This window comes from Limosilactobacillus viscerum (assembly GCF_947387525.1).
Lineage (GTDB): Bacteria > Bacillota > Bacilli > Lactobacillales > Lactobacillaceae > Limosilactobacillus > Limosilactobacillus viscerum.
Genome location: NZ_CANDNW010000021.1, coordinates 1 through 23,602, shown reverse-complemented (window position 1 = coordinate 23,602; position 23,602 = coordinate 1). Strand labels below are relative to the sequence as shown.

Sequence of the window (23,602 nt, the reverse complement as noted above, 5' to 3'; positions counted from 1 at the left end):
AACTTAAAGAGACTATTTGGAGGTGACGATTGATGACAACCAATAATGATAAAACAATGTTCTTTGACTTTGGCCAAGAACGCCAGGAAGACATCAAAGAAACACTTAAGACCGTTTACGAGTCACTAGAAGAAAAGGGCTATAACCCAATTAACCAGATTGTGGGGTACTTGCTTTCTGGAGATCCGGCATACATTCCACGGCTGAATGATGCACGTAATCTTATTCGCCAACATGAACGTGATGAAATCATTGAGGAATTAGTTCGGTCGTACCTGAAGAATAATGGTGAGACTAAATGAGATTAATGGGTTTAGACATTGGTTCAAAGACAGTCGGTGTGGCGGTTAGTGACCCCCTCGGTTGGACTGCCCAGGCAGTTGAAATAATTCCAATCAATGAAGACGAAGAAGTATTTGGGATTGACCGGGTGGCCGAACTTGCCAAAAAAGAACAAGTGGCAGGTTTTGTGCTGGGGTTGCCCAAAAACATGAACAATACCGAAGGACCGCGGGTGGATGCTTCCAAACATTATGGTGAGTTACTTAAGAAGCATTTTCCAGATATCCCCGTTGACTTTCAAGATGAACGGTTAACCACGGTTGAAGCTCACCGGATGTTGGTTGAAGAGGCGGACATTTCGCGGGCAAAGCAAAAAAAGGTCATTGACGAAGTTGCCGCTACGTTTATCTTACAAAGCTACCTTGACCGCCATGGTCGGTTAGTGCAAAAACTGAAATAAAGGATGGTTAAAGTGACTAAGAAACAAAACAATGAGGACAACCTGATCACGTTAATTGATGAAGATGGCAATGAACAGCTCTTCAAGGAGTTATTTACCTTTGATTCCGATGATTATGGGAAGTCATACATTTTTATTTACCCTGCTGAACAGGAAAACGATGAATCAGTTGATATCCAGGCCTACATCGTTGCTGACAATGCTGATGGTGACGGTCAAGACCTGGTACCAATTGAGGACGATAAAGAGTGGGATATGGTTGAGCAAGTACTCAACACCTTCCTTGATGATGACGGAAATTTTAAGGCATAAATAAAAGAGTAAAATAAAATGCTACCCCGTCTTTGACTGGGTAGCGGTTAATTACGTGCTGTAATCTTCAAAAATTTAGGATACGATTAGGGGGCTGTGACATAAGTCTTCTACATGGATAAAGTCAACAGCGCGGCATGAATTGCCCTCTAACGTTCGCTTACTAGTGAACGCTAGGGGGTTATTTATGCTCAGTTTTGTTAGGCCCGTAAAGCGACAATCGACTTTTACCAGCCCCTGTTGTTAATTGATTTCGTAAGTGAGGCAAAAAATGGTTTTAACCACATTAATTATCTTAATTTTAGTGGGATGCTTTATTAATGGTCACCGGCGCGGCCTAATCATGATGGCACTGTATAGTGCGACCTACTTTGTTAGCTGGTTAATTGCACGGGTGGCGGCACCGGTAGTTGGTAACTGGCTAGTTAACCTTTTGCCAAATGTTGCTGATAATGCCTCCTATTCCGGGCGGTTGCTAGCGGCAGTTGACCTTAATGACTTCTTTAGTCGGGGAATTGCCTTTATTGTGGTATTTTCGCTTGCGTCATTTTTATGCCACTGGATTGTTCGTCAATTTCGCTGGGTCAAGCGCGTGCCAATTATTGGGACCGCTGACCGGTGGCTTGGTGGTGCTTTGTCTTTTTTAATTGGTTATGTAATTATCTTTCTAGTTTTAATAATTACTCAGTTATGGCCGGCAGAATGGTGGCAGATGCAAATTGCTAATTCTGGCTTGGCACGGTTAATCATCAACCAGACGCCAATTTTAGCTCAGTTAGTTTTACATGCAATTGGATAGAGGAAGTAGAAGAATGAACCATAAAATAATTGAAACATTAGAATTCGATCGGATAAAGGGAAAAATCAATCAATACTTAGTTTCGGCGGCTGGACACCGGGAATTGACAGAGCTAATGCCTTCAGCTGACTTTTCAACTGTTCGGCAACGACTGACAGAAACGACTGATGGGGCCGATATCTTACGCTTGGAGGGCGGAATCCCGCTCCCAAAGTTAGCCGATATCAAGCCACAGATGAAGCGGCTAAAGATTGGGGCAAACCTGAACGGAACCGAGTTGGCGCAAGTGACAAAGGTTTTGCAGGCCAGCCTGAGTGTTGAAAACTTCTTTGAAGAAATGCGCGAGAAGAAGATTAAGCTGCGGACCCTACAAGACTCTGTTGACCGGCTGGTGACAATTCCATCAGTAACCACCCGTTTGGTGCGGTCAGTTGACCCTGATGGTCGGATTAACGATGAGGCCTCTAGTAAGTTACACGGGATCCGCCAGTTAATCAGCAAAACGGAGGGCGAGATCCGCCAGCAGATGGAACAATACACGCACGGCAAGAGCGCCAAGTACCTTAGTGAGCCAATCGTGACGGTTCGTAATGACCGGTTTGTGGTTCCAGTCCTTGCACGCTACCGCAATAAGTTTGGCGGGGTAGTTCACGACCAGAGTGCCAGTGGGCAAACCCTGTATATTGAACCAGGGGCTGTGATGGAAGATAACAACCGTCTTCGCCAGGCCCAAATTGAGGAAAAACAAGAGGTAATCCGGGTGTTGGCCGAATTATCAGCACTGATTGCGCCGTACCGTCATGATATTTTGAATAATGAGCAAATTCTTGGTCACCTTGACTTCACCAATGCAAAGGCAGTTTATGCTCACCAGATGAAAGCGAGCCTGCCATTGCTGTCGGCAGATAACCATATTTTGCTGCGGAAGGCATGGCACCCCCTGATCCCACGGGAAAAGGTTGTTGCAAATGATATTAAAATTGGTGATGATTACCAAGCAATCATCATTACTGGTCCCAATACGGGTGGTAAAACCATTACGCTGAAGACACTGGGGATTATTCAGTTAATGGGTCAGTCCGGCTTGTTCATCCCAGCTGAAGAAGGAAGCACGATTGGTGTCTTTGATAATATTTTTGCTGATATTGGTGATGAACAGTCACTGGAGCAGAACTTGAGTACCTTCTCTGGCCATATGGATAATGTCAAGGCTATCCTGGATCAGATTACTAGTCGCAGCCTGGTCTTACTGGATGAATTAGGTGCTGGGACTGACCCGAAGGAAGGGGCTGCACTCGCAATGTCCATTCTGGATGAGATTGGTCAAAAGGGTAGTATGGTCGTGATTACCACCCACTACCCAGAATTGAAGGTCTATGGCTATGACCGGGCAAAAACAATCAATGCCAGCATGGAATTTGACCAGGAAACCTTGCAGCCGACTTATCGCTTGTTGCTGGGGATCCCTGGACGGTCGAATGGGCTAGAAATTGCCCAACGGTTGGGAATTGACCGGGCGGTTATCCAAGAGGCACAATCGTTAGTTAGCGATGATAGCCAGGACTTGAATGCCATGATTGGTGAGTTGGTTGAGCAACGGAAACTGGCTCGTGAGGAAAGTGAACGCTTAGAAAAGTTGGTAGCAAAAAACAAAGCGGACCAGGCAGAACTTACGCAAAAACTTGACCGCTTCAACGAACAGCGTGATAAGCTGCTTGACCAGGCGCGTTCACAGGCTAACCACCAAGTTTCGATGGCAAAGAAGAAGGCTGATAAGATCATTCACCACCTTCGTCAACTAGAAGCGCAACAGGGTGCTAATGTAAAAGAAAACCAGTTAATTGACGCACAAGGGGCATTAAACGCGCTGCACCAGGACAATCCACGCTTACGGCATAATTCAGTGTTGAAACGGGCAAAGGCCAAGCACGACCTTCACCGTGGTGATGCAGTCTTGGTTAAGTCCTATGGTCAGCATGGTGAACTGCTCAGTAAGCGGGGAAATCATAAGTGGGAAGTCCAGATTGGAATTCTCAAGATGGAAATCGATGAACAGGACTTAGAGAAGGTTTCGAAGAAGGACCTGCCAAAGGGTGGTAAGGAGAAGCGGCCAAGTCGGCCAGCAGTTAAGACAACACAAACTCGCCACACTTCTGCCCGCCTGGACCTCCGTGGCCATCGTTATGAGGAAGCAATGAGTGAGCTCAGTAACTTCATTGACCACGCCCTGCTTAATAACCTGTCATCGGTTACCATTATCCACGGTAAAGGAACAGGCGCACTGCGGAAGGGTACCCAGCAGTACTTGCAGAGTAACCCCCGCGTCAAATCATTTTCCTATGCGGCACCAAATGCAGGTGGCGATGGTGCAACAATCGTTAACTTATAATTAGTAAGCAATCATGGTGACTTTAGAAGTAACCTTTGGTAGAATACAGGTAGAATAAATAGGGAAGGTGTTTAATGATGGCAGTAAAAGAAACTACTGATCAAACATTTGAACAAGATACGGCGGAAGGTGTCGCATTAATCGATTTTTGGGCAACATGGTGTGGTCCATGTCGGATGCAGTCACCGGTTGTTGAAGCATTGTCCGAAAAGATGGATAATGTAAACTTCTTCAAGATGGATGTGGACCAAAATAAGGAAACAGCGACTAAGTTTCGGATTATGAGCATTCCAACCCTGATGGTGAAGAAGAATGGGAAGGTTGTTGACCAAATCGTTGGTTACCACCCCCTTGAACCACTAGAAGCAATTTTGCAACAATACACTGATTAAGGAGAATGAGCGGTGATACAAGCCGGTTTGCAGAGGACAGTTGTTAACGGAACGAGCTAGTGATTGTCCGTCGCTAGACACTAAAGTCATGGGTTGTGTCACGCAAGATCTCTGGAATATTCGAAGCAAAAAAACAGGAGCCCGTGATAAAAATCGGTTTTACCACGGGCTCCTGTTTAATTTTAAATCTTATAAAGATAGTGCAGAACGCTAAAAAGTTGTTCCCAGAATTACTTTTCCTTGTTTTTCTTTTCCCGTCTTGTCCGACGATGACGACCTGGCTTTTGGCGCTTTTTCGCTTCATCCGGACTAGCAGCTTGCTCCTCACCCGGAGTATGGATCTTAATAAAGGTGGCCAACTCAGTACGTTCAGTATTGCTGTCCGTCTGAGGGTCGTTTTCTAGTAAGATATCCACATAGTCGTGATGGCGGTCATTAATTTTGCCCTCAACTACTGTCCCAAGCTGGAATTCGATTTCTTCAGCTAGGAAACCACATTCGAGGCCAAACGAGGTTTCCTCGTCATCTTTTTTAATCCGTCCCGCGACAATTGGGCCACCAAGACGCCATACTTGGCTAGTATTAGTCTTCTTTTGCAAGCTGAGGTCGCCCAGGCCAAGCTGATGAGTCAAAGTAACAAGTTCATTTGGTGAAGCGACGGGGTATTGGCGGGCAAGGTCCTTCCCGATCCAATACAGCATTTCGTCGGTCTCCTTCCCTAGAATTGATGGAATAATGACATCACGGAGGGTTCCGTTGATCAAGCCTTGCGGGCTATTCAGCAATTCGTCATACAGTTTTTGACTCATGGTTTATGTTCGCTCCTTTTTAACAATCAGTTATTATTATACTTAAATTTACTATGGATAGTAGGGACAATTTTTAAAACTTGCAAATTCGTGATATTAAACCGATAATGTAGTTTCAAGTAATTATTACAAAATTAGTGAGGTGGCAAAAATGGATAGACGTCCCATTGGAGTGATGGACTCAGGCCTGGGTGGACTTTCTGTTATGCGGGTACTGCGTGACGAATTACCGGCGGAATCATTAACCTTCGTTGGTGACCAGGGTCACTTCCCTTATGGAACCAAAAGTCAGGCGGAGATTCGTCGACTGTCATTAGCAATTGGTCACTTTTTAGTACAGCAGGACGCTAAAATGATGGTGATTGCTTGTAACACTGCGACTGGTGCTGCATTGTCAACACTGCAAAAGGAATTACCAATCCCGGTAATTGGCGTAATAAGACCCGGGGCAGCAGCTGCTTTATCAACCGGTGCGCACAGGGTCGGTGTGATTGGCACTGATTCAACCATTAAAAATGGGGCTTATGAAGCAACACTTCACGACCTGCAGCCAGACGTCGAAGTAGTTAGCCAGCCTGCCCAGCCGCTGGTATCAATCGTCGAACATGGTCAGACGGGGACGGCTCAGGCACAATTAGCGGTGGACAAGTCATTGCAGGTTTTTGACCACCAAACAGTTGAAACCTTAATCCTTGGCTGTACCCATTTTCCTTTTTTACGAAAAGAAATTCAACAAAAAATGGGGTCGAATGTCCGCCTGGTAGATCCGGCTTTTGAGACCGTGCAACAAGTTAAACGAAGCCTGGCAGAACAATCGCTACTTGCACCGGAAGGAAATCCGTTTCGGCGTGTTAACCTTTATTCAACTGGCCGCAAGGAAGACCTGCAGCGCGGTGCAAACCAGTGGTTAGGCGGTCGTTATAATTTATGTAATCATCTGGATTTAGAAGAGGAGTGAGCTCAATGGCAACCTTGGTAATTGCAACTAAAAATGAGGGTAAAGCCCGGGAATACCGAAAAATGTTTGCACCCTTTGGAATTGAAGTGAAAACCTTGGCCGACTTTCCATCCTTTACCATTAATGAGGATGGGAAGACCTTTGAAGAAAACGCCGTGATTAAGGCTAAAACCGCCGTTGACCACCTTCACCTACCAGTAATGGCTGATGATTCCGGCCTTTGTGTTGACGCCTTGAATGGAGCACCTGGTGTTCATTCTGCTCGTTATGCCGGGGACCATGATGATGCGGCCAACAATGCTAAGTTGCTAAAGGAACTAGCAAACGTTCCTGATGAACGGCGGACCGCACACTTCCACACGACAATTGTTGCACTTAAACCAGACGGGGCAAAGCTTGTCACTAATGGACGGGTGAATGGCCGAATCCTTAAGCAGCCACGAGGAGAAAACGGCTTTGGTTACGACCCCCTTTTCATGCCAGATGAGTATCAAGAGCGGTCGATGGCTGAACTAACCGCCAACCAGAAGAACCAGATTAGTCATCGTGGTCGGGCTCTCCGTGCGTTTATGGATAAGTTTACGGGGTGGTGGCAAGCATGACCAAAGCACTGATCATTAGTGATAATCATGGTGACCGCTCGATTCTTGAGACAATTGTTAACGGTTGGCAAAATAAGGTGGACTTGCTGATCCACTGCGGTGATTCAGAAATTAGCGCTGATGACCCGCTAATGCAAAAGTTTATCCGGGTAGCTGGTAATAATGACTGGCACCTTGGTTATCCTGACAACCAGGAGCAAGTGGTAGGGGGACAAAAATTCTTTGTTACCCATGGTCACCGCTACCAGGTGAATTTTTCAATGACACCGTTAATGTTGAAGGGAGAGTCCGTGGGTGCCGATGTTGTTTGCTTCGGGCATACCCACCAACTGGCTGCCACTATGGCGCAGGGAATGCTACTGGTTAACCCGGGGAGTATTTCACTGCCGCGGGGGCAATATGCTAATATTGGTGGTACCTTCGCAATCGTTGAAGCAACGGACCAGCGCTTTGTTGTGGACTTTTATAACCGGCAATCAGTGGTGCAAAAAGAGTTACACCAGGAATTTACGCGTAAGGAGCAGTAATCAATGATTGATCAACACTTGCAGGCAATGTTACTAGCCCACCGAGAAAAGTTTTTAATTCCCGCCAGCATGGTGGCGACAGTTAACGTTACCAACAGTTTAGACCATGCTTTCTTGATTTTGACTAAGAACCAGTATGCAAAAATTGTGGTCGTTGACAATGACAATCATTTTTGGGGATTGATTTCACTAGCAATGATTGCTAACCGGCTAATTGAGACGGAGAAAATCAATGTCAACAACCTGCATAAGTACCATGTTGCTGATGTTATGCAGACGGATGCACCGACCATTACGGACCCGTTTGATGTTGAGGAGAACCTCCACCTCTTAATTGACCAATCATTTTTAACGGTGGTTGACCACGATAACTACTTTCGGGGAATTGTGACCCGGCGCGAGTTATTGAAAGCTGTTAACTATACTGTTCACCGCTTTGACCACTTTTATGACGTCCACGAAAAAGAAGAAAATTAAACGGGAGCAAGACAAAAAACGATCTCGGCGCGAAGCCGGTTTAGTATCCCGTGAACACAAATGAGGTCCAGAGTTCGTCATTTGACGGATTCTGGACCTCATTTGTCTATTAATCCTCATTTTTTAGAAGATGTTGGATAACCTTAAGGACGCCATCATGGTTATTATCTAGCGGCGTGACATGGCCCGCCTGCATCCGGATTATCTGGCGGGCATTTTGCATGGCGTAACTTTGCGAAGTCATTGCTAGCATCCCCAGGTCATTTTCATTATCACCAAAAGTGACAATTTCATCATCAGCAAGGTTGAACCGGTCCTGGAGGTATGCGAGGCCATTACGTTTGGTCCCCTTAGCATCCCCAATCAGGTCGGTATTAAAACCAGAATTCTCAATTACAAGTGAGGCCGGAAGGTACTGGTCAAGAGTGTCGGCCACCCGTTTAAGGTCGATATGGTCCGCAAAGTTAATGGAAATCTTGGTAAATTGTTGTTCGGGAAACGTGGTAAAAATATGCCGGATGTTTGGTACCCGTTTCACGTTTTCATAAAACAGTCTAACCGTTTCAAAATTATGGTCGTCTATTTTTTGGTCGACGTATGACTGGTCGGCGCCAGAAACTACTAACTGGTTAATATCATTTGGACCGTAAAACCGGTCTAAAACGTGCATTACCCGGGCAAGGGCGGTTGATTTGATGGGGTAATTTTGAACCATTTCATGGCCAACGTGGATGACTGACCCGTTTTGCGAAATAAATGACATCTGGTCCAGGTATGAAGCAAATTCGCGGGCCAGGCGGGGGTAGCTAGAACCACTTGCGGCAACGAAGCGGATTCCGCGCTTGTTTAACTGGCGAAAAACTTTGTTAAACAGGTGGTGGTTATAAGTATGGTCATCGTGCAAAAAGGTACCATCAAGGTCGGTAGCAATTAATTTAATTGACATAGTGGTCACGTCCTTCCCATGATAGTGGTACATTTGCGGCATGGAGTTCTTTCAGGTAGGCAGCCAAGAATTTACTTGCGACCTGAGACTGGGTGCCACTAGTTACGGTAATTGAAACCCGGAAGACAAGTTGGGCATTGACCGTTACCGGACCGACGATGATCGGCTGGTCTTGCAATTCCGGTGTATCCTTTACTAGTTTTTCATTAACTTGGCTGACAATCTGGTAAATTTGCTCGATCTTCGCACTTGGTGAAATGTGGATATCGACGTTGGTAACCATGTTATTCCGTGAGAAATTTTGGACAATGGTAATTTGGCGGTTTGGTATGTAGTTGAGTGTCCCATCGGAACTAGTTACCTGGGTGGTCCGGATTCCTAAAGCGGTGACGGTTCCCTTAATTTGACCAAGCTGGACAGTGTCACCGACGTCTAGCTGCTGCTCAAGCAGGATAAAGAAACCATTAACCAGGTCACTCACAAACCCCTGGGCCCCAAGTCCAAGAGCAATACTGAATATCCCGGCCCCCGCAACCAGTGTACCCACCGGGACGCCGATCTCTGATAAGATTGCATACAGGAAGAAAAAGTAACAAGTATAGCGGTAGATATTTAACGTCAAGGTCTTAATGGTTGCTAGGCGGTTCTTATTCTTTAATAGCTGGTGCTTGTTTGATTCAAGAAACAAGTGGTTAATGATCAACCGACCAATCCATAAGATTAAAAAGAAGAGGAGGGCGGTGATAACGATCAGTAGAAGTTTGTTTAGTATTTGCCGCGAAATTTCGTGCCAGGACAGGTCGGTAAAGGCTAATTTGACCTGCTCAAGTTGCTTGTTCAATTGGGCATTTCCTGCGCCAATAATCATTTTGAACGCTCCTTCAATAAAAGTAATTCCTTTAATTGTAACAACTATCCGGCGTGGATGTCGATAGCCACAATTGTCGTTTTTCGCCGAACTGTGATATTCTATTGCTAACACAAAAATTAATGAGGAGGCGGAAAAATGACTTTTGGCGAATTAGCAGGGTTAATCGCTGCGATTGCGTTTTTAATTTTAGTTATTTTCTTATGTATCCTAATCAACCGGTTAAGCAAGACGATGCAGGAAACCAACCGGAGTATTTCCCTGTTAACCCATGATATGGATAGCTTGAGTAAGGAAGTTGAAGAAGTCTTAGGCAACACTAATTCCCTTTTAGAAGATATCAATCAGAAGTCAAGTCAATTAGATCCAGCAGTAAAGGCGGTTGCTGATGTTAGTCAGAGTGTAATTGACATCAATGAACAGGTACACGGGATGGTTGATAAGGTTAACGCCCAACGGGAAAAGAACCGTTTTGGCCTAAGTCTTGCGAAAACAGCTGGTAAGGCGGCAGTAGTCGGGCTATTTAACAAGTACCGGCAACGGCGGGCAAGCAAAAAGGAGGCCCAAGAAAATGAGTAAAAAGTTATTAACAGGAATCTTGTTGGGTGGCGCTGCAACGGCGGCTAGTTGGGCAATGCTTCCAACAAGCAAGCGTAATGAATTGCGGGAACAGGCAGCTAATAAGCTTAATGATATTGCTGACTACGTGACTGATTACGCACTAACCGCTCTCGATATCGTTGATGAACGACTGGCTGAGATGGATAATGCGGGTGTTACAGATAACCTTAAGGCGGCAAGGCAAAAGGTAAAGGATAAGAAGGACCAAGTTATTGACCACCTAACCAATGATGATTTTGATGCGCAGACTGCGGCAATTCGCGAAAAACTATCAAAAGCGAGCGCTGATGAAGCTGATGATGACGATATCGTAATTGATGCCACAAGCGAAGACGAAAAGTAACCTAAATATTATTTTCTTAATATAAGAAGCAACTGATTGCCGGTAGATAAAACTTACCCAGCAAAAAAGTTACTTCTTTTTTTAATCTTTTTTCGCAAACGTTTGCGAAATTAAAAGTTATTTGCTATATTAGTGTAGTTATGAAAAACATGAAAGCATGATATATCAATAAAGAAAGGGCTATCTTATGGAAAAACAAGCTGTAACAATTTACACTGTTGCCCGGGAAGCACGAGTTTCCATGGCAACTGTTTCACGGGTTGTCAACGGCAATCCAAACGTAAAGCCTGCAACACGGCAGAAGGTTCTTGATGTAATTAAGCGGTTAAACTACCGTCCAAATGCGGTTGCTCGTGGCTTAGCATCAAAGCGGACGACAACGGTTGGGGTAGTTATCCCTAGCATCACTAATCCTTACTTTGCTGAACTGGCATTAGGGATTGATGATATTGCCTCAATGTACAAGTACAACATTATTTTGGCTAATTCGGACTATGATGACGAAAAAATTTTGAAGGTAGTTCGTAACCTTCTTGCTAAGCAGGTTGATGGGGTAATCTTTATGGGTTACGACCTTTCTGACGAACTGCAAGAAGAATTTAAGAGTAGCAATACACCCGTTGTTGTTGCTGGCTCCATTGTTAATGACAAGGAATTACCAGCGGTCCGGATCGATTACCGGAAGGCGGCAAAAGAAGCAGTTGCGCGCTTGCTTGAACACAACCAGGGACAAGTAGCACTGGTTTCTGGTCCACTAAAGTACTCGATTAACAGTGACGCCCGGTTGATTGGTTATAAAGAAGCATTAGCTGATGCCGGTGTTAAGTACGATGACCAATTGGTAATTGAAACTGATGGCACGTATAAGTCAATTTATGACCAAGCAAAGGAACTGGCTGACAAGGGAATTAAGGCCGCTTATGTTACTAACGACCACCTTGCAGTGGGCCTGCTTAACGGTTTAACTGATAATGGCATTAGCGTTCCTGATGATTTTGAAATTATCGCCTCAAACGATACTAAGTATACACGGTTGTGCCGGCCAATGCTGTCATCAATTACCCAGCCGCTTTACGATATTGGTGCGGTTTCCATGCGGTTACTTACCAAATTGATGGAAGATAACAGCAGTGAAGAAAATGATGTTATCTTGGATCACAGTTTTGTAAGTCGTCAATCAACCCGTGGGTAAGGTGGCCTCGTAAGTGCAGACGCGTAGTGAATTACGAAAACAACAAACTGAACCAGAAAAGGTGCCAACAGCGCCAGTAAACCACCACCTTCGCTTTAGGATGGTCGGTATTATTTTCATGACGTTGCTAATGGTTAGCCTGGTACTTAACCAGACCTTTTTGAACAAGCGATTTGTAAGTCATGAAATTACCTCATCGACATTAGAGTCAGATTTATTAGACAGTGTTCATGATGGAATGTCGCAGTATGGAATCCCTGCTAAGATGTTGACGAAGAATGCTGCGGACAAGATAGTGCGAAAGAGTATTGATCAGGTATTTGCTGGTCAGCCAATCAGGGTTGACTTGAGCCCAGTTACGGACCAGTTAGCCGGTGAAGCCGACAGTCAGTTAGCTCAGTTTGGTATCTCAACTTCGCTTCTGCCGGCCGGGACTTCTGATGCAATTACGAGTAACCTTAATTCAGCGGTTAATTCACGAATAAATACGCCGCAAGTCACTGCCGCCATCAATGGTTTGCACACGGTTAAAATTGTTAACAGTACCGTGCTGGCCGTTTCGGCGGTTGTGGTACTTATTCTAGCCGTTCTTGCAATTTTTGGCCGTCATTTCCTGATGAGTTTTTCGTGGATAACGACAATTGCGCTGGTGGTCAGTGGATTATTGGTAATGATTACCCGGTCGATAATTCCCCAGTTAGCGCAAAACGCGCCAGATTACAGTTCACTTGCCGTCCAGTGTGCAAGTGATTTTCAGGGGACAGCCTTTACCTGGCTGGCAATTTTAGCAGTGCTTGCGGTTGCCCTATGGTTAGTTCGGTTAATTCGGCCGTTGGTTTCTTCGCGGCATTAACCTTGAATTTATAATGTTTTTTTGCTAAACTTTATCTGTTTATCACATTAATTAAAGAAAAGAGGAGTCAGTAATGTCAGGACATTCAAAATGGCATAACATTCAGGGACGTAAGAACGCCCAAGATGCTAAGCGTGGTAAGATCTTCCAAAAGATCTCCCGTGACTTATACCAAGCAGCTAAAGCAGGTGATCCTGATCCAGCCAACAACGCCCAATTACGGTTGGTAATCGACAAGGCGCACGCGGCTAACATGCCAAAGAAGAACATTGACCGGGCCATTGCTAAGGCTTCTGGTATCGGTGGTGCAAAGTTCGAAGAAGTTACCTACGAAGGTTACGCTCCAGGTGGTGTTGCCGTAATGGTTTCTGCTTTGACTGATAACAAGAACCGGACAGCTTCAGCAGTTCGTTCAGCATTTAGTCACTCTGGTGGTTCACTTGGTGCTAGTGGTTCTGTTTCATACATGTTTGACCGGAAGGGATTGATTGAAATCCTTCGTGATGGTCTTGACAAGAGTGAAGACGACATGTTGATGGATGCACTGGATGCTGGTGCCGATGATATGAAGGCGACTGAAGAAAAGTTCCAAATCTTCACCGACCCAAGTAACATGGCAACGGTTCGTGATGCCCTTCAAGGCGATGGTTACGAACTTGATACTGCTGAAGTTACCATGATCCCACAAAACCGGACGGCAGTTCCAGATGACAAGGTAAAGCAATACCGTCACCTGATTGATGAATTAACTGCTAATGATGATGTGGCCGACATCTACGAAACTGGTATTTTACCAGATGACGATGACGACGAAGAAGAATAACAAAAAGGCTGGAAGAAATTCCAGCTTTTTTTAGTTTAAAAAGCCTCCTTTACCGTTTTTAAAGGTGAGGGGGCTTTTTATGATGAAAGGGTTTGAAAAAGAAATTGCAGTCGCGATTGGTAGGCGGGCAGCGGACCTATACATTTTACCGTACCGCAAGTATTACCGCCTGCTGATGACTTGTCAAGGACAGCTGCAGGTTATTAAAGAGGTTTCGCCAGACTATGGGCAGCGCCTGATATCTTTTCTTAAATACCAAGCAGACATGGCGGTAAGTGAACACCGACGCCCACAGTTAGGGGCAATGGAATGGCAGCACGGGCCGGAAATCGTTAACCTACGACTGTCAAGTGTTGGCGATTACCAGGGACGGGAGTCGTTGGTGGTCCGCTTTATTTACCACCTGAGCGCAGCTAACTACCACATCTTATTTCCCGACCAGTGGCAGTATTTGAAGGGGCTGCTGCGACAACGGGGACTAATTTTATTTGCGGGACCAATGGGTTCTGGTAAGACAACTACCATGTACCAGTTAGCCCGGGGGATGGCAAATGAAAAAGTGGTTATGACAATTGAAGATCCCGTTGAAATTAATGAACCATCTTTTGTCCAGCTACAGGTAAATGAGCTGGCGGGGATGGATTATCAACAATTACTTCGTTTGGGCTTGCGTCACCGCCCAGACGTTTTTATTATCGGTGAGATTCGGGATCCGGAGACCGCCAAGATGACGGTGCGGGCCGCATTGAGTGGTCACCTCGTATTAGGAACAGTTCATGCCCAAAATGCCTATGGGGTTATTAGCCGGTTAGAACAGTTAGGGGTAACGCCTAGCTTTTTGTGCCAGACGTTAACGGGAATCTATTACCAGCGATTGATCCCAACATGCACCGGCCAACCAGCAGTTTTATTTGACTGCTTAGCAGGAGCACACTTGAAAAAAGCAATTGACCAGCAGGGAAAGCGGGGAATGAGTGATGAGTGGCGAAAGCACCTTGAATGTGCGTTTCAAAATGGTCAAATTACGGCGACGGTTAAAGAAGAATTTGCACAGGGATAGTTTTAACCAGGCGGCACAGGCTAAGTGGTTCCTCCTCATCGGGGACCTGCTAAGGGTTGGCTTTTCACTACAACGGGCACTGACGTTTACGATGGTAGTGATGAAGAAAAACCAGCGGACGTTAATGGCCGTTAACCAGCACTTAAAGGCTGGTGAATCGTTTGCCAATAGTGTACGGGAGTTTGTCAAACCGGACCTCTACTACCAGCTTGTTTTAGCAGAAAAACATGGCGAACTAGTAGAAACGTTAAATGAGATTGGTACAATCCTGGTTACCAAACAGAAGCAACGGCAAAAACTGCAACAGTTATTGCAATATCCGCTCCTTTTGTTATTCCTGCTAGGATTGTTGGTAATGGGGTTAAGCACCTATGTGTTTCCAGAACTAGCAAGCTGGCAAACTGAGCAAGGCCGGTCAACGTTAACTAGTTTAAAACAGTTTTGGCCCATCTTTGTAGGAGTCCTGATGTTAGGAGTGGCGTTACTAGTGTTAGTGACAGTTATTCGGTGGCGGAAGTTTTCTGCTGACCAACGGGCCCAGTGGCTGTGCGGACTTCCGCTGGTTGGCAAATGCTATCAGTTATATTACGGTTACTATGTTGCAAGCACGTTAGCCGTGCTCCTACAGTGCGGAATGTCGTTAAAGGAAATATTAACCGTTATTGATAATTTCTCGCCGCGTTCACTACTTTACTGCTTAGGGCAGGAGGTGCGCCAACAAGTAAAGCAGGGTGGCGAGCTTCGTCAGCTGGTATTAAACCACCAGTACCTACCAAATGAGGTGGCGGTTTTAATTAGTAAGGGGGCGACAGTAAAGGAGCTAGGCGATGATCTAGCGATGTTGTCAAAAATGCAGTTTAAACGCTTGATTAATCAGTTAGAGGGGATGCTAGCTTTAGTTCAGCCCGTCATTTTTATTGTAATTGCGTTAGTAATAGTTGGCCTATATTTGAGTATTTTGTTGCCAATTTACCAATCGGTCCAGGGGGTATATTGATGGTTAAAAAATTTTTTACAAAACGTCAGCCGGGTTTTACCCTGTTAGAAATGTCGATTGTCCTATTCATTATTAGCTTATTAATCCTAATTGTCTTGCCGAACCTTGCCCAACAGAGGAAACATGCCAACAAGGTTCATGGCAACGCAATGGTAGCCGTTGTCCAAACACAAATTGATGCCTATGAAAACGAGAGTGGCGTAAATAACGTGGACTATGCTACCCTGCAATCCAACGACTACCTAACTAAGGCCCAGGTGCAAAAGGCCCGTCGTGAACACATTGTAATTGTAAACGGGAAGGCATTGCAGCGATGAAACGGTGCCACGCTTTTACTACGATTGAAATGATCATTACGTTAGGACTAGTAGCAGTTATTATGCTGGTTGCTGGTCCACAGGTTAATCGTAGTAACCAACACCTAAGTGAACAGCGCTTTTGGCATTCTTTTCGTCAAGAGTGGCAAGTATCACGGACACAGGCACAAATTTTGCACCAGGGAACATCGATTTATTATTACCCACCGGTTAATGCAATTGTTTTTAAGGGGACAGGCCAAAAGGAGCGGTTGGTTCCGTTACCGAGTACGCTGCGAATTGATAAGTTTACGCCAATTCAAATGAAGACTGATGGCTATGTCCAGCCGGGGACCCGCCGTCTTTATTCCCAAATTGACCACGCTACTTACCGGATTGTGATTCAGATGGCGAGAGGCGAATATGATGTTAAAAAAGATTAGTGCGTTCGTGATGGCTGACAGTGTTTTAGCATTGGCGGTTATCAGCCTTGGTATTAGTTCGCTATTGATTTGTCAACAACAACTCAATCACTTGCAGGCTAAACACCTGGTTAAGCTAAATGCAGCACGGCTAGCCAAGGAGACCAGTGATGAGTACCACATTAGCGGCCAAAAGACAGTTCAACGGCGAAACGATTATCGTGCCGTTGCTAGTAGCAATCAGGTAACTGTTTATTATCAAAACCGGCCCGTGCTGAGGGTCAGCTAATGAAAAAACGGGCAGCCTTTACGTTAGTTGAATGTATTAGTGCATTGATCGTGACCAGCATTGTGGTGCTCTTAATTGGTTATGCGATGACAAGTGTTCGAACGATGGTGAAAAGGTCATTATCTAATACTGTTGACTGGCAGATATGTTTGCAAGAACTGGAATCGTCAAACCACCATTTTGTGCTGCAACATGCAAACAGTAAGACCATTTTTTTACTGGAGCAGACTAGCGGTAGGGAGTTTGAATTACGGGCGCTGGATCGGCTATACTTGCGGGCGTCTAATGGTGGCTATGTTCCCATTTTTAGTGGAATTAAGATGGACAGAACTGTTTTCCGGCAGTTAGATGACCAGCGTGTTTATATTAAGGTGGAACGAGACAATGGACAAGAACTCACGGGGATTGCTTGCTTTGAAGCAGATAAGTAAGGGCTATGTTTTGCTGACTAGTATGGTTGTACTAGGGTGCATTTGCTTTGCCTTAGTATTTCAGTACCGTTACTATGCACGGCAATACCAGCTTGAAGAACAGATTACGGCAAAATTGATCAACAAGACGAAGGAAAATTTACAGGAGAAAAAACAGCAGAATAGAAAGCGTTATCTTGAATTTGCTAATGATAATCGGTAAACTGGTATTGTAATGTTTGTCATTGATAGGAGGTGACATGGACATTGCAACGGACATCACAAAAGTTATTTGAGCTCTTCGACCAGGGAACGGAAATTTTACAGTCCGCGCTGCGGAGTTCATATTTGGATGCCATGCTAGAAAATGCGGAAAACGTGATCGATGGCCAAGTCGCTGTAGAGGATGGAGTGCCGGATCAAAAGACGGTTGAAAAACTTGATAAGTTGTATCAAGAGCTAAAGCTGAAGGATGCTGATGCTGAAACCATTCGGCAAGTAATCCAGCTGAGCTTCTTAAAGGTAATTCGCAAGGACGCCATTCAGGCCAACCACCAGATGACACCTGATACAATTGGCTTTTTGATGGCTTTTCTTATTGAGAAAATTTCAAAGTTGGACCGCCCATATTCAATTTTTGACCCGGCAGTTGGAACGGGTAACCTGTTGACAACGGTGATGAACCAACTTGAAAAAAGTAGTTCAGAGCCGGTTCATGGGTACGGAATTGATAATGATCCGTCCATGTTAGAGGTAGCAAGTGCAAGTGTTACTTTGCAGGGCCTCAAGGTGGACCTCTTCCACCAGGATGCAATTAACGCACTGGATATTCCGGAGTGTGACCTGGCAGTATCTGACTTGCCAATTGGCTATTATCCGTTAGACCAAAATACAAGCAATTACCAGACCCGTGCTAAGGAAGGCCATTCATATGTTCACCACCTATTGATTGAACAAGCGATGAACTACCTTCGTCCAGGCGGCTATGGTGTTTTCCTTGTACCAAGTAATATTTTCCAGACGAAGGAATCACAGTCCTTTGTTAAATGGATCCATTCAGTAGCTTACCTTCAGGGGTTAATTAACCTGCCAGCGGAACTGTTCGCTAACCCAAATGCGCAAAAAGCAATTTTGCTCCTTCAGCGTCATGGAAACAATAGTAAGCAAGCGGTTAAGGTGCTCCTGGGTGAATTTCCTTCATTTAAGAAGCCAAAAGAATTTAGTGACTTTATGCAGGAAATTGACCAATGGGTTAAAATGAATTTAAACAAATAAAAGGAGACAGTTCTTATGTCAAAATCAATTGCAGTTAATGCCGGAAGTTCTACTTTAAAGTTCAAGCTTTTCGATATGCCAAGTGAAGAAGTGGTTGCTTCAGGAACCATCGAACGGATTGGTGAAAAGATGGGCCATGCTAAGATTAAGTTTGGCGATGGTCAAAAGCATGAAGATGAAGAACCATTTGCTGACCACGGTGCCGCAATCAAGTATCTCTTAGACAAGTTGATTGAATTAGGGATCGTTAAGAATTACGACGAAATTACCGCTGTTGGTCACCGGGTTGTTGCTGGTGGTGAATACTTTAAGGATTCTGCCGTTATCACTGATGAAGTGATGGACAAGATCGATTCACTGGCTGAATATGCACCTCTTCACGATCCTGCTGAACTGGTTGGCATTAAGGCATTTAAGAAGGCTTTGCCAAATGCATTTGCCGTGGCTGTTTTTGATACTTCATTCCACGCTGATATGCCAAAGATGAACGCCCTTTACAGTATTCCATACGAATGGTACGAAAAGTATGGTGCACGGAAGTACGGTGCCCACGGTACTAGTCACCGTTACGTTGCTGCCCAAGCTGCAAAGATGTTGAACAAGCCACTGGAAGACTTGAAGTTAATCACGATGCACATCGGTGCTGGTGCTTCAATTACTGCGGTTAAGAATGGTAAGTCATTTGATACTTCAATGGGCTTTACTCCGCTTGCTGGTATTACGATGGCTACCCGTTCTGGGGATGTTGACCCATCACTGGTTGCCTTTGTTGAGGAAAAGACTGGTAAGTCATCAGCTGAAATTATCGATGACTTAAACCACAAGTCTGGTTTACTTGGTATTTCAGAACTTTCACCAGATATGCGTGATATTTTGGATGCTGCTGATAAGGGTAATGAAAAGGCACAATTAGCTCTTGATATTTACGTAAACCGGATCAAGCGTTACATTGGTTCTTACATTGCTGAAATGGACGGAGTTGACGCAATCGTCTTCACCGCGGGTGTTGGTGAAAACAGTATTCCAGTTCGGAAGTTAATCACCGACAACATGGACTGCTTCGGTATCAAGATTGACCAAGAAAAGAACAAGTGCCATGGTGTTCAACGTGACCTTTCTGCACCTGATGCTAAGGTTAAGACACTGTTGATTCCAACTAACGAAGAGTTAATGATCGTTCGTGATATTGAACGTTTGAAGAAGGCACAAGCTAACTAAGACAAAATAGGAAGCAGCTAGGAAGCGGTTATAACTTCGTTTTTTGATGCGAAGGTAGCTGCCAAAAGCTTCCATGAACATAAATAGGGACCCAGGATCCGACTTTTTGCCGGACTTTGGGTCCCATTTATGTAGCATGTTATTATATTTTAATTGAAACAGTGGGGCTGACATTATGCCCCGTCACTTTGGAGGTGATTTTATGCAGTTTGTAACGGCAGATACTCATTTTTATCATAGTGAATTACTAGGGGTTGATAAGTTTGCTCCGCGACCGTTTCCTAATGTTGAGGCAATGAACCAGACGATTATTGACAATTGGAATGCCAAGGTGGGCGAAAACGATCTTGTATACCACCTCGGCGATATTGCCTTGTACTTTACAAAGCCACCGCGGAAGTCTTACGAAGCAGTTGAAGAAGTTTTGCGGAGTCTTCATGGCCGGCTAGTATTAATCAAGGGTAACCATGATAGTCGGGCATTGTTTAAGTATTTAGCGGCGCATAATTTCATGGTTAATGGCCAACCGAAGTATAGCTTTCATGATGTTGGCGTCCTGCTAAAGTATGACCACCGTCAATATTATTTAACGCATTATCCGATGATGTTGGGGATTGCACCGCAGATTATCAACCTTCATGGGCATATTCATCACTACATGGTCCCGGCGAAGGAAAATATTAATGTGGGGGTTGATGCACCGGAGATGGACTTTCTGCACCCCCGTCCGGCTTTTGGGGCACCAGTTAGTTTTGCAGAAATTGAAGAAATGATCAGTGCAAAGGCAGCAGCGTTAGCACAGCAAAAGTAAGATATATGGTATGATAAAAGAGTTTAATCGGATAGAGGAGGTGTGAGTTTGAACCGGGCAAGAATTCAAGATTATATTGACCAGCGTGAGGAACAGCGGGCTGATTTATACCACTATGAGCGAAAGGATAGTACTAATTTCTTGCTGAACGGTCACCAGTACGAATTGGTTAAGGAGTACCGGGATGGCTTTAATGGCGAAGAATTGGCTAAACGTTTTAGTAGCATCTTAAGCAAGTACGATTATATTGTTGGCGACTGGGGCTATGACCAGTTACGGTTAAAGGGCTTCTATGCGACAGATAATCCACTATATAACGTTGAACAAGGGGTGGAATCAATCGAAGACTACCTCTTTGAAGATTGTAACTTTGGTTGTGCCTACTTTATCATTCATAATGAAAGTGAAAGGATTCCACGCCAGCACCGTCATCGTAAACGGCGGTCGAAGGGACCGGTTATTAAGGAACGCCGGCGGAAGGTTAAGCAACCGGATCCTAAACACCGCCATCACCAGCATGCGAAGCGCGTAAAGGCAGGCAACCACCAACAGAAATTTGTTATTCATCAACGTAACCAAGGAGCAAAAAAGTAATTATGAGTCACCATTATCAAGGATATTTTATTGATCTCGATGGGACAACTTACAAGGGTAAGGAAAAGATACCAGCTGCGGCTCGCTTTATTAGTCGGTTGCAAGCAGCGGGGAAAAAGGTCCTGTTCGTTACTAATAACAGTACCCGGTCACCTGAATTTGTGGCAACTAACCTCCGTAATAATCACGATATTGATGTCGAACCTGGCAATGTTTATACGACGGCGTTGGCGACAGCAGACTACCTGGATGGGATTGCTGGCAACAAACGACGGGTATATGTCGTCGGTGAGAGTGGTCTACGTGAAGCCTTGGCAGAAAAAGGGTTCACAGTTGATGAAAAGGCACCTGACTTTGTAATTGTTGGTCTTGATTCACATGTTACCTATGAAAAACTAGAAAAGGCGGTACTACTTATCAGGGCTGGTGCAAAATTTATCGGAACCAATGCTGATAGTAACTTACCAAATGAAAAAGGGATGGTACCAGGTGCTGGCTCATTGGTTAAGCTTGTTGAGTATGCAACCCAGCAAGAGCCAGTAATGATCGGCAAACCGGAAAAAATCATTATGCAAATGGCATTAAAGCGGGTTAATCTTGAAAAGAAAAAGGTAATAATGGTTGGTGACAATTACCGGACTGATATTCAAGCCGCTATTAATGTGGGGATGGATAGTTTGCTTGTTTACACGGGATTATCCAAGCCAGAAGAGGTGGCCAAGATGGCAGTTCAGCCTACTTATACAGTGAGGTCTTTAGATGACTGGGACGTTTAACAGTAGAGCAAAAGCAGTATTAACGGTAGTGGTAATTACCATTGCGATAGTTAGTATCGCTTTTTTTATTACCTGTAATCTTTCACCGCTGTTTATTAGTTACCCGCTTCACCAGCTTAGCCTTAGTATTAAAGAGATAAATAGTGATTACTTTCGTTTACTTGCCTATTTAGAAATTCCGTGGACTAACCACCTTGAGTTAAAAAATATTACGTTATCCCCCAATGGTTACCAGCATTTTAGGGATGTTCGAAACTACCTATTGGCAAATGAGCTGGTAATGGTTGCCTCGACAATACTTTGTTTACGGGTGATTGGAAAAAGAAAACGGCGCAAACAACTATGGGAGTTGCTTGTGCCGTTAGAGTTAGTGATGGTGGTTCTCTTAATTGCCACTGTTTTGTTAGTGATTAACTTTCCAACGATTTTTGTTGGCAGTCACTATTTATTGTTTCAAAATTTAGATTGGGTTATGTCACCGCAGTCTAATGGAATTATCTTACTTATGCCGGTCAGCTTTTTTATGAAGTTATTTACCATTTGGATGGGACTAGTCTTTTTCTTCCTGGGCCTGTTGTGGTTGTGGATTCGTTTGCGGTTTTTGAAACTTTGATTTGAGGTAACCAGCAATTGCCGGAATTAAGGTAACGAAGATGATGCCGAGGATAATAACAGAGAAGTGTTCTTGGACGAATGGTAGGTTGCCGAAGAAGTAACCGCATGCACAACAGAGGGTAACCCAGGAGAGACAGCCGATAATACTGTAGGGAATAAAGCGGCGGTAGGGGAATCCCGAACCGGCAGCAGCAAATGGAGCAAAGGTCCGAATAATTGGCATAAACCGTGCTAATATTATTGCTGGTGCGCCATGTTTTTCAAAAAAGGCTTCGGACTTTGCAAGACTTTCTTTATTAATAAGCCGACCGAATAGTGAATGATTCGACAGACTTTTACCGATTTTATGTCCTATTAGGAAGTTAAGTGAGTCACCAGAAAGGCAGGCCACTAAAAAGACAATTGCAAATACCCAAATGTTTAGGTTGTAGCGGGGGTCCGCTGCAATTGCACTAGCAGCGAATAGTAATGAATCACCAGGCAGGAAGGGAAGGATAACTGCTCCTGTTTCAATGAAGATGATTGCAAATAGAATTAAGTAAGTCCAGTCGCCAAATTGATTTACTATTTGGATGATATGGACGTCGATATGTAAAATAAAATCAATAAGTGTTGCCAACGATATTCTCCTTTATCAATTTCTACATAATAATGGTTAACAGTGTTGAAGTTTATCAAGAAAAGCGCTTTTTGTGAAGTTGTGCAATGTAATATTAGTGGAAACGTAATAAATTGAAATTTGTTTAAAGAGGGCAATTGTTCGCGAAATGAGCGAATCGTTTCGTAATTTGAGCTCTTCGTTAAGTGTCCGCTTAAAAATAACAATGTTTACCGGTGGCATTGTAAAAATAATGTTCATCTTTGTCTGTCAGTTAATGAAGTTTTTTGTAATTTGTTTGTTGACAGTTGATAGTTAATCTTGTATAGTAGTTAACGTTGTCGAAAGGCAATAAAGACAGTTAATTGAGTTGATAAATTAAGTGTTGACGTTAACTGTTGAACATGATATATTATAAAAGCTGTCAATTTGATTGCTTGGGACTGATAAAAAAGTTCTTGACATCAAAATTGAAAGCTGATATAATAAGAGAGCTGCTTGCTAGCAGCTTGGTAGACCTTTGAAAACTGAACAAAGTTTCGACGAATCAAATGTGTAGGGTCTTCGATCACTTCGGTGATTGGAGCA

The 23,602-nt window shown here is 44.3% G+C and carries 32 protein-coding genes; 28 read left to right on the top strand and 4 right to left on the bottom strand.

Features of this window, described 5'->3' with window-relative positions; genetic code table 11:
• Positions 1-32 precede the first annotated feature (32 nt).
• The 6 genes from QOS07_RS06790 to trxA all read left to right on the top strand — a co-directional run bounded on the left by QOS07_RS06790 (position 33) and on the right by trxA (position 4,634).
• The gene (locus QOS07_RS06790) at positions 33-302 is read left to right on the top strand and encodes an IreB family regulatory phosphoprotein (protein ID WP_283588214.1); all 270 of its coding nucleotides are present in this window, start codon (positions 33-35) and stop codon (positions 300-302) included.
• Positions 299-742 carry a Holliday junction resolvase RuvX gene (gene ruvX, locus QOS07_RS06785; protein ID WP_283588213.1) on the top strand — a complete coding sequence of 148 codons (444 nt, stop codon included), beginning with the start codon at positions 299-301 and terminating at the stop codon, positions 740-742. The genes QOS07_RS06790 and ruvX overlap by 4 nt, the downstream gene beginning before the upstream one ends.
• Before the next feature lie 3 nt (positions 743-745).
• Positions 746-1,054, top strand: a complete 309-nt coding sequence (locus tag QOS07_RS06780) for a DUF1292 domain-containing protein (protein WP_283588212.1) — start codon at positions 746-748, stop codon at positions 1,052-1,054.
• Positions 1,055-1,325: 271 nt separating this feature from the next.
• The gene (locus QOS07_RS06775; protein ID WP_283588211.1) at positions 1,326-1,853 is read left to right on the top strand and encodes a CvpA family protein; all 528 of its coding nucleotides are present in this window, start codon (positions 1,326-1,328) and stop codon (positions 1,851-1,853) included.
• Between the two features lie 13 nt (positions 1,854-1,866).
• Positions 1,867-4,242 (top strand): endonuclease MutS2, encoded by a 2,376-nt coding sequence (locus QOS07_RS06770; protein WP_283588210.1) that lies wholly within the window; start codon positions 1,867-1,869, stop codon positions 4,240-4,242.
• Between the two features lie 77 nt (positions 4,243-4,319).
• Positions 4,320-4,634, top strand: a complete 315-nt coding sequence (gene trxA / locus QOS07_RS06765) for a thioredoxin (RefSeq protein WP_283588220.1) — start codon at positions 4,320-4,322, stop codon at positions 4,632-4,634.
• A gap of 230 nt (positions 4,635-4,864) precedes the next feature.
• Here trxA and QOS07_RS06760 read toward each other — a convergent pair whose 3' ends face one another.
• Positions 4,865-5,443: a DUF2507 domain-containing protein gene (locus QOS07_RS06760; RefSeq protein WP_283588209.1), complete on the bottom strand. Its 579-nt coding sequence runs from the start codon at positions 5,441-5,443 to the stop codon at positions 4,865-4,867.
• A gap of 151 nt (positions 5,444-5,594) precedes the next feature.
• Here QOS07_RS06760 and murI point away from each other — a divergent pair, with 151 nt between their 5' ends.
• From murI to cbpB, 4 genes are read left to right on the top strand one after another with little or no spacing between them, the layout of a single operon-like run.
• Positions 5,595-6,401 (top strand): glutamate racemase, encoded by an 807-nt coding sequence (gene murI / locus QOS07_RS06755; RefSeq protein ID WP_283588208.1) that lies wholly within the window; start codon positions 5,595-5,597, stop codon positions 6,399-6,401.
• A gap of 5 nt (positions 6,402-6,406) precedes the next feature.
• Positions 6,407-7,003, top strand: a complete 597-nt coding sequence (locus QOS07_RS06750) for an XTP/dITP diphosphatase (RefSeq protein WP_283588207.1) — start codon at positions 6,407-6,409, stop codon at positions 7,001-7,003.
• On the top strand, positions 7,000-7,530 hold the full coding sequence (locus tag QOS07_RS06745; protein WP_283588206.1) for a metallophosphoesterase: 531 nt from the start codon (positions 7,000-7,002) through the stop codon (positions 7,528-7,530). The genes QOS07_RS06750 and QOS07_RS06745 overlap by 4 nt, the downstream gene beginning before the upstream one ends.
• Positions 7,531-7,533: 3 nt before the next feature.
• Positions 7,534-8,007, top strand: coding sequence for a cyclic-di-AMP-binding protein CbpB (gene cbpB / locus QOS07_RS06740; protein WP_283588205.1), 474 nt, complete (start codon positions 7,534-7,536; stop codon positions 8,005-8,007).
• 109 nt (positions 8,008-8,116) lie between these two features.
• On the opposite strand, the gene QOS07_RS06735 is transcribed toward cbpB, so the two are convergent.
• Both QOS07_RS06735 and QOS07_RS06730 read right to left on the bottom strand, forming a co-directional pair.
• Positions 8,117-8,953, bottom strand: a complete 837-nt coding sequence (locus QOS07_RS06735; RefSeq protein WP_283588204.1) for an HAD-IIB family hydrolase — start codon at positions 8,951-8,953, stop codon at positions 8,117-8,119.
• The gene (locus QOS07_RS06730) at positions 8,943-9,821 is read right to left on the bottom strand and encodes a mechanosensitive ion channel family protein (RefSeq protein WP_283588203.1); all 879 of its coding nucleotides are present in this window, start codon (positions 9,819-9,821) and stop codon (positions 8,943-8,945) included. The genes QOS07_RS06735 and QOS07_RS06730 overlap by 11 nt, the downstream gene beginning before the upstream one ends.
• Before the next feature lie 138 nt (positions 9,822-9,959).
• Between QOS07_RS06730 and QOS07_RS06725 the strand changes: the two genes are divergently transcribed.
• The 18 genes from QOS07_RS06725 to QOS07_RS06640 all read left to right on the top strand — a co-directional run bounded on the left by QOS07_RS06725 (position 9,960) and on the right by QOS07_RS06640 (position 22,414).
• Positions 9,960-10,400: a DUF948 domain-containing protein gene (locus tag QOS07_RS06725; RefSeq protein WP_283588202.1), complete on the top strand. Its 441-nt coding sequence runs from the start codon at positions 9,960-9,962 to the stop codon at positions 10,398-10,400.
• On the top strand, positions 10,393-10,785 hold the full coding sequence (locus QOS07_RS06720) for a hypothetical protein (RefSeq protein ID WP_283588201.1): 393 nt from the start codon (positions 10,393-10,395) through the stop codon (positions 10,783-10,785). Before QOS07_RS06725 ends, QOS07_RS06720 begins: the two co-directional genes overlap by 8 nt.
• Before the next feature lie 187 nt (positions 10,786-10,972).
• Complete coding sequence (gene ccpA, locus QOS07_RS06715; protein ID WP_283588200.1) at positions 10,973-11,977, top strand: catabolite control protein A; 1,005 nt, start codon at positions 10,973-10,975, stop codon at positions 11,975-11,977.
• Positions 11,978-11,990: 13 nt separating this feature from the next.
• Complete coding sequence (locus tag QOS07_RS06710; RefSeq protein WP_283588199.1) at positions 11,991-12,830, top strand: hypothetical protein; 840 nt, start codon at positions 11,991-11,993, stop codon at positions 12,828-12,830.
• Positions 12,831-12,903: 73 nt separating this feature from the next.
• Complete coding sequence (locus tag QOS07_RS06705; RefSeq protein ID WP_283588198.1) at positions 12,904-13,653, top strand: YebC/PmpR family DNA-binding transcriptional regulator; 750 nt, start codon at positions 12,904-12,906, stop codon at positions 13,651-13,653.
• Positions 13,654-13,735: 82 nt separating this feature from the next.
• On the top strand, positions 13,736-14,713 hold the full coding sequence (comGA, locus tag QOS07_RS06700) for a competence type IV pilus ATPase ComGA (RefSeq protein WP_283588219.1): 978 nt from the start codon (positions 13,736-13,738) through the stop codon (positions 14,711-14,713).
• Entirely contained in the window at positions 14,631-15,710 is a 1,080-nt protein-coding gene (gene comGB / locus QOS07_RS06695; RefSeq protein ID WP_283588197.1) for a competence type IV pilus assembly protein ComGB, read from the top strand. Before comGA ends, comGB begins: the two co-directional genes overlap by 83 nt.
• A complete protein-coding gene (gene comGC / locus QOS07_RS06690) occupies positions 15,710-16,027 on the top strand; it encodes a competence type IV pilus major pilin ComGC (protein WP_283588196.1) in 318 nt (105 codons plus the stop codon). The genes comGB and comGC overlap by 1 nt, the downstream gene beginning before the upstream one ends.
• A complete protein-coding gene (locus tag QOS07_RS06685; protein ID WP_283588195.1) occupies positions 16,024-16,449 on the top strand; it encodes a prepilin-type N-terminal cleavage/methylation domain-containing protein in 426 nt (141 codons plus the stop codon). Before comGC ends, QOS07_RS06685 begins: the two co-directional genes overlap by 4 nt.
• Positions 16,430-16,717, top strand: coding sequence for a hypothetical protein (locus QOS07_RS06680; RefSeq protein WP_283588194.1), 288 nt, complete (start codon positions 16,430-16,432; stop codon positions 16,715-16,717). The genes QOS07_RS06685 and QOS07_RS06680 overlap by 20 nt, the downstream gene beginning before the upstream one ends.
• Positions 16,717-17,148 carry a type IV pilus minor pilin ComGF family protein gene (locus tag QOS07_RS06675; RefSeq protein ID WP_283588193.1) on the top strand — a complete coding sequence of 144 codons (432 nt, stop codon included), beginning with the start codon at positions 16,717-16,719 and terminating at the stop codon, positions 17,146-17,148. The genes QOS07_RS06680 and QOS07_RS06675 overlap by 1 nt, the downstream gene beginning before the upstream one ends.
• Positions 17,102-17,350, top strand: a complete 249-nt coding sequence (locus tag QOS07_RS06670) for a hypothetical protein (RefSeq protein WP_283588192.1) — start codon at positions 17,102-17,104, stop codon at positions 17,348-17,350. The genes QOS07_RS06675 and QOS07_RS06670 overlap by 47 nt, the downstream gene beginning before the upstream one ends.
• 44 nt (positions 17,351-17,394) lie before the next feature.
• On the top strand, positions 17,395-18,402 hold the full coding sequence (locus QOS07_RS06665; RefSeq protein WP_283588191.1) for a class I SAM-dependent methyltransferase: 1,008 nt from the start codon (positions 17,395-17,397) through the stop codon (positions 18,400-18,402).
• Positions 18,403-18,417: 15 nt separating this feature from the next.
• Complete coding sequence (locus QOS07_RS06660) at positions 18,418-19,620, top strand: acetate kinase (RefSeq protein WP_283588190.1); 1,203 nt, start codon at positions 18,418-18,420, stop codon at positions 19,618-19,620.
• A gap of 202 nt (positions 19,621-19,822) precedes the next feature.
• Entirely contained in the window at positions 19,823-20,431 is a 609-nt protein-coding gene (locus QOS07_RS06655; protein ID WP_283588189.1) for a metallophosphoesterase, read from the top strand.
• A 48-nt stretch (positions 20,432-20,479) separates the two neighbouring features.
• Positions 20,480-21,025, top strand: coding sequence for a YutD family protein (locus QOS07_RS06650; RefSeq protein ID WP_283588188.1), 546 nt, complete (start codon positions 20,480-20,482; stop codon positions 21,023-21,025).
• Between the two features lie 2 nt (positions 21,026-21,027).
• Entirely contained in the window at positions 21,028-21,801 is a 774-nt protein-coding gene (locus QOS07_RS06645; RefSeq protein WP_283588187.1) for a TIGR01457 family HAD-type hydrolase, read from the top strand.
• Entirely contained in the window at positions 21,785-22,414 is a 630-nt protein-coding gene (locus QOS07_RS06640; protein ID WP_283588186.1) for a TIGR01906 family membrane protein, read from the top strand. The genes QOS07_RS06645 and QOS07_RS06640 overlap by 17 nt, the downstream gene beginning before the upstream one ends.
• On the opposite strand, the gene QOS07_RS06635 is transcribed toward QOS07_RS06640, so the two are convergent.
• Positions 22,352-23,035 carry a VTT domain-containing protein gene (locus tag QOS07_RS06635; RefSeq protein WP_283588185.1) on the bottom strand — a complete coding sequence of 228 codons (684 nt, stop codon included), beginning with the start codon at positions 23,033-23,035 and terminating at the stop codon, positions 22,352-22,354. The two genes, QOS07_RS06640 and QOS07_RS06635, sit on opposite strands and share 63 nt — an antisense overlap.
• Between the last annotated feature and the right edge of the window lie 567 nt (positions 23,036-23,602).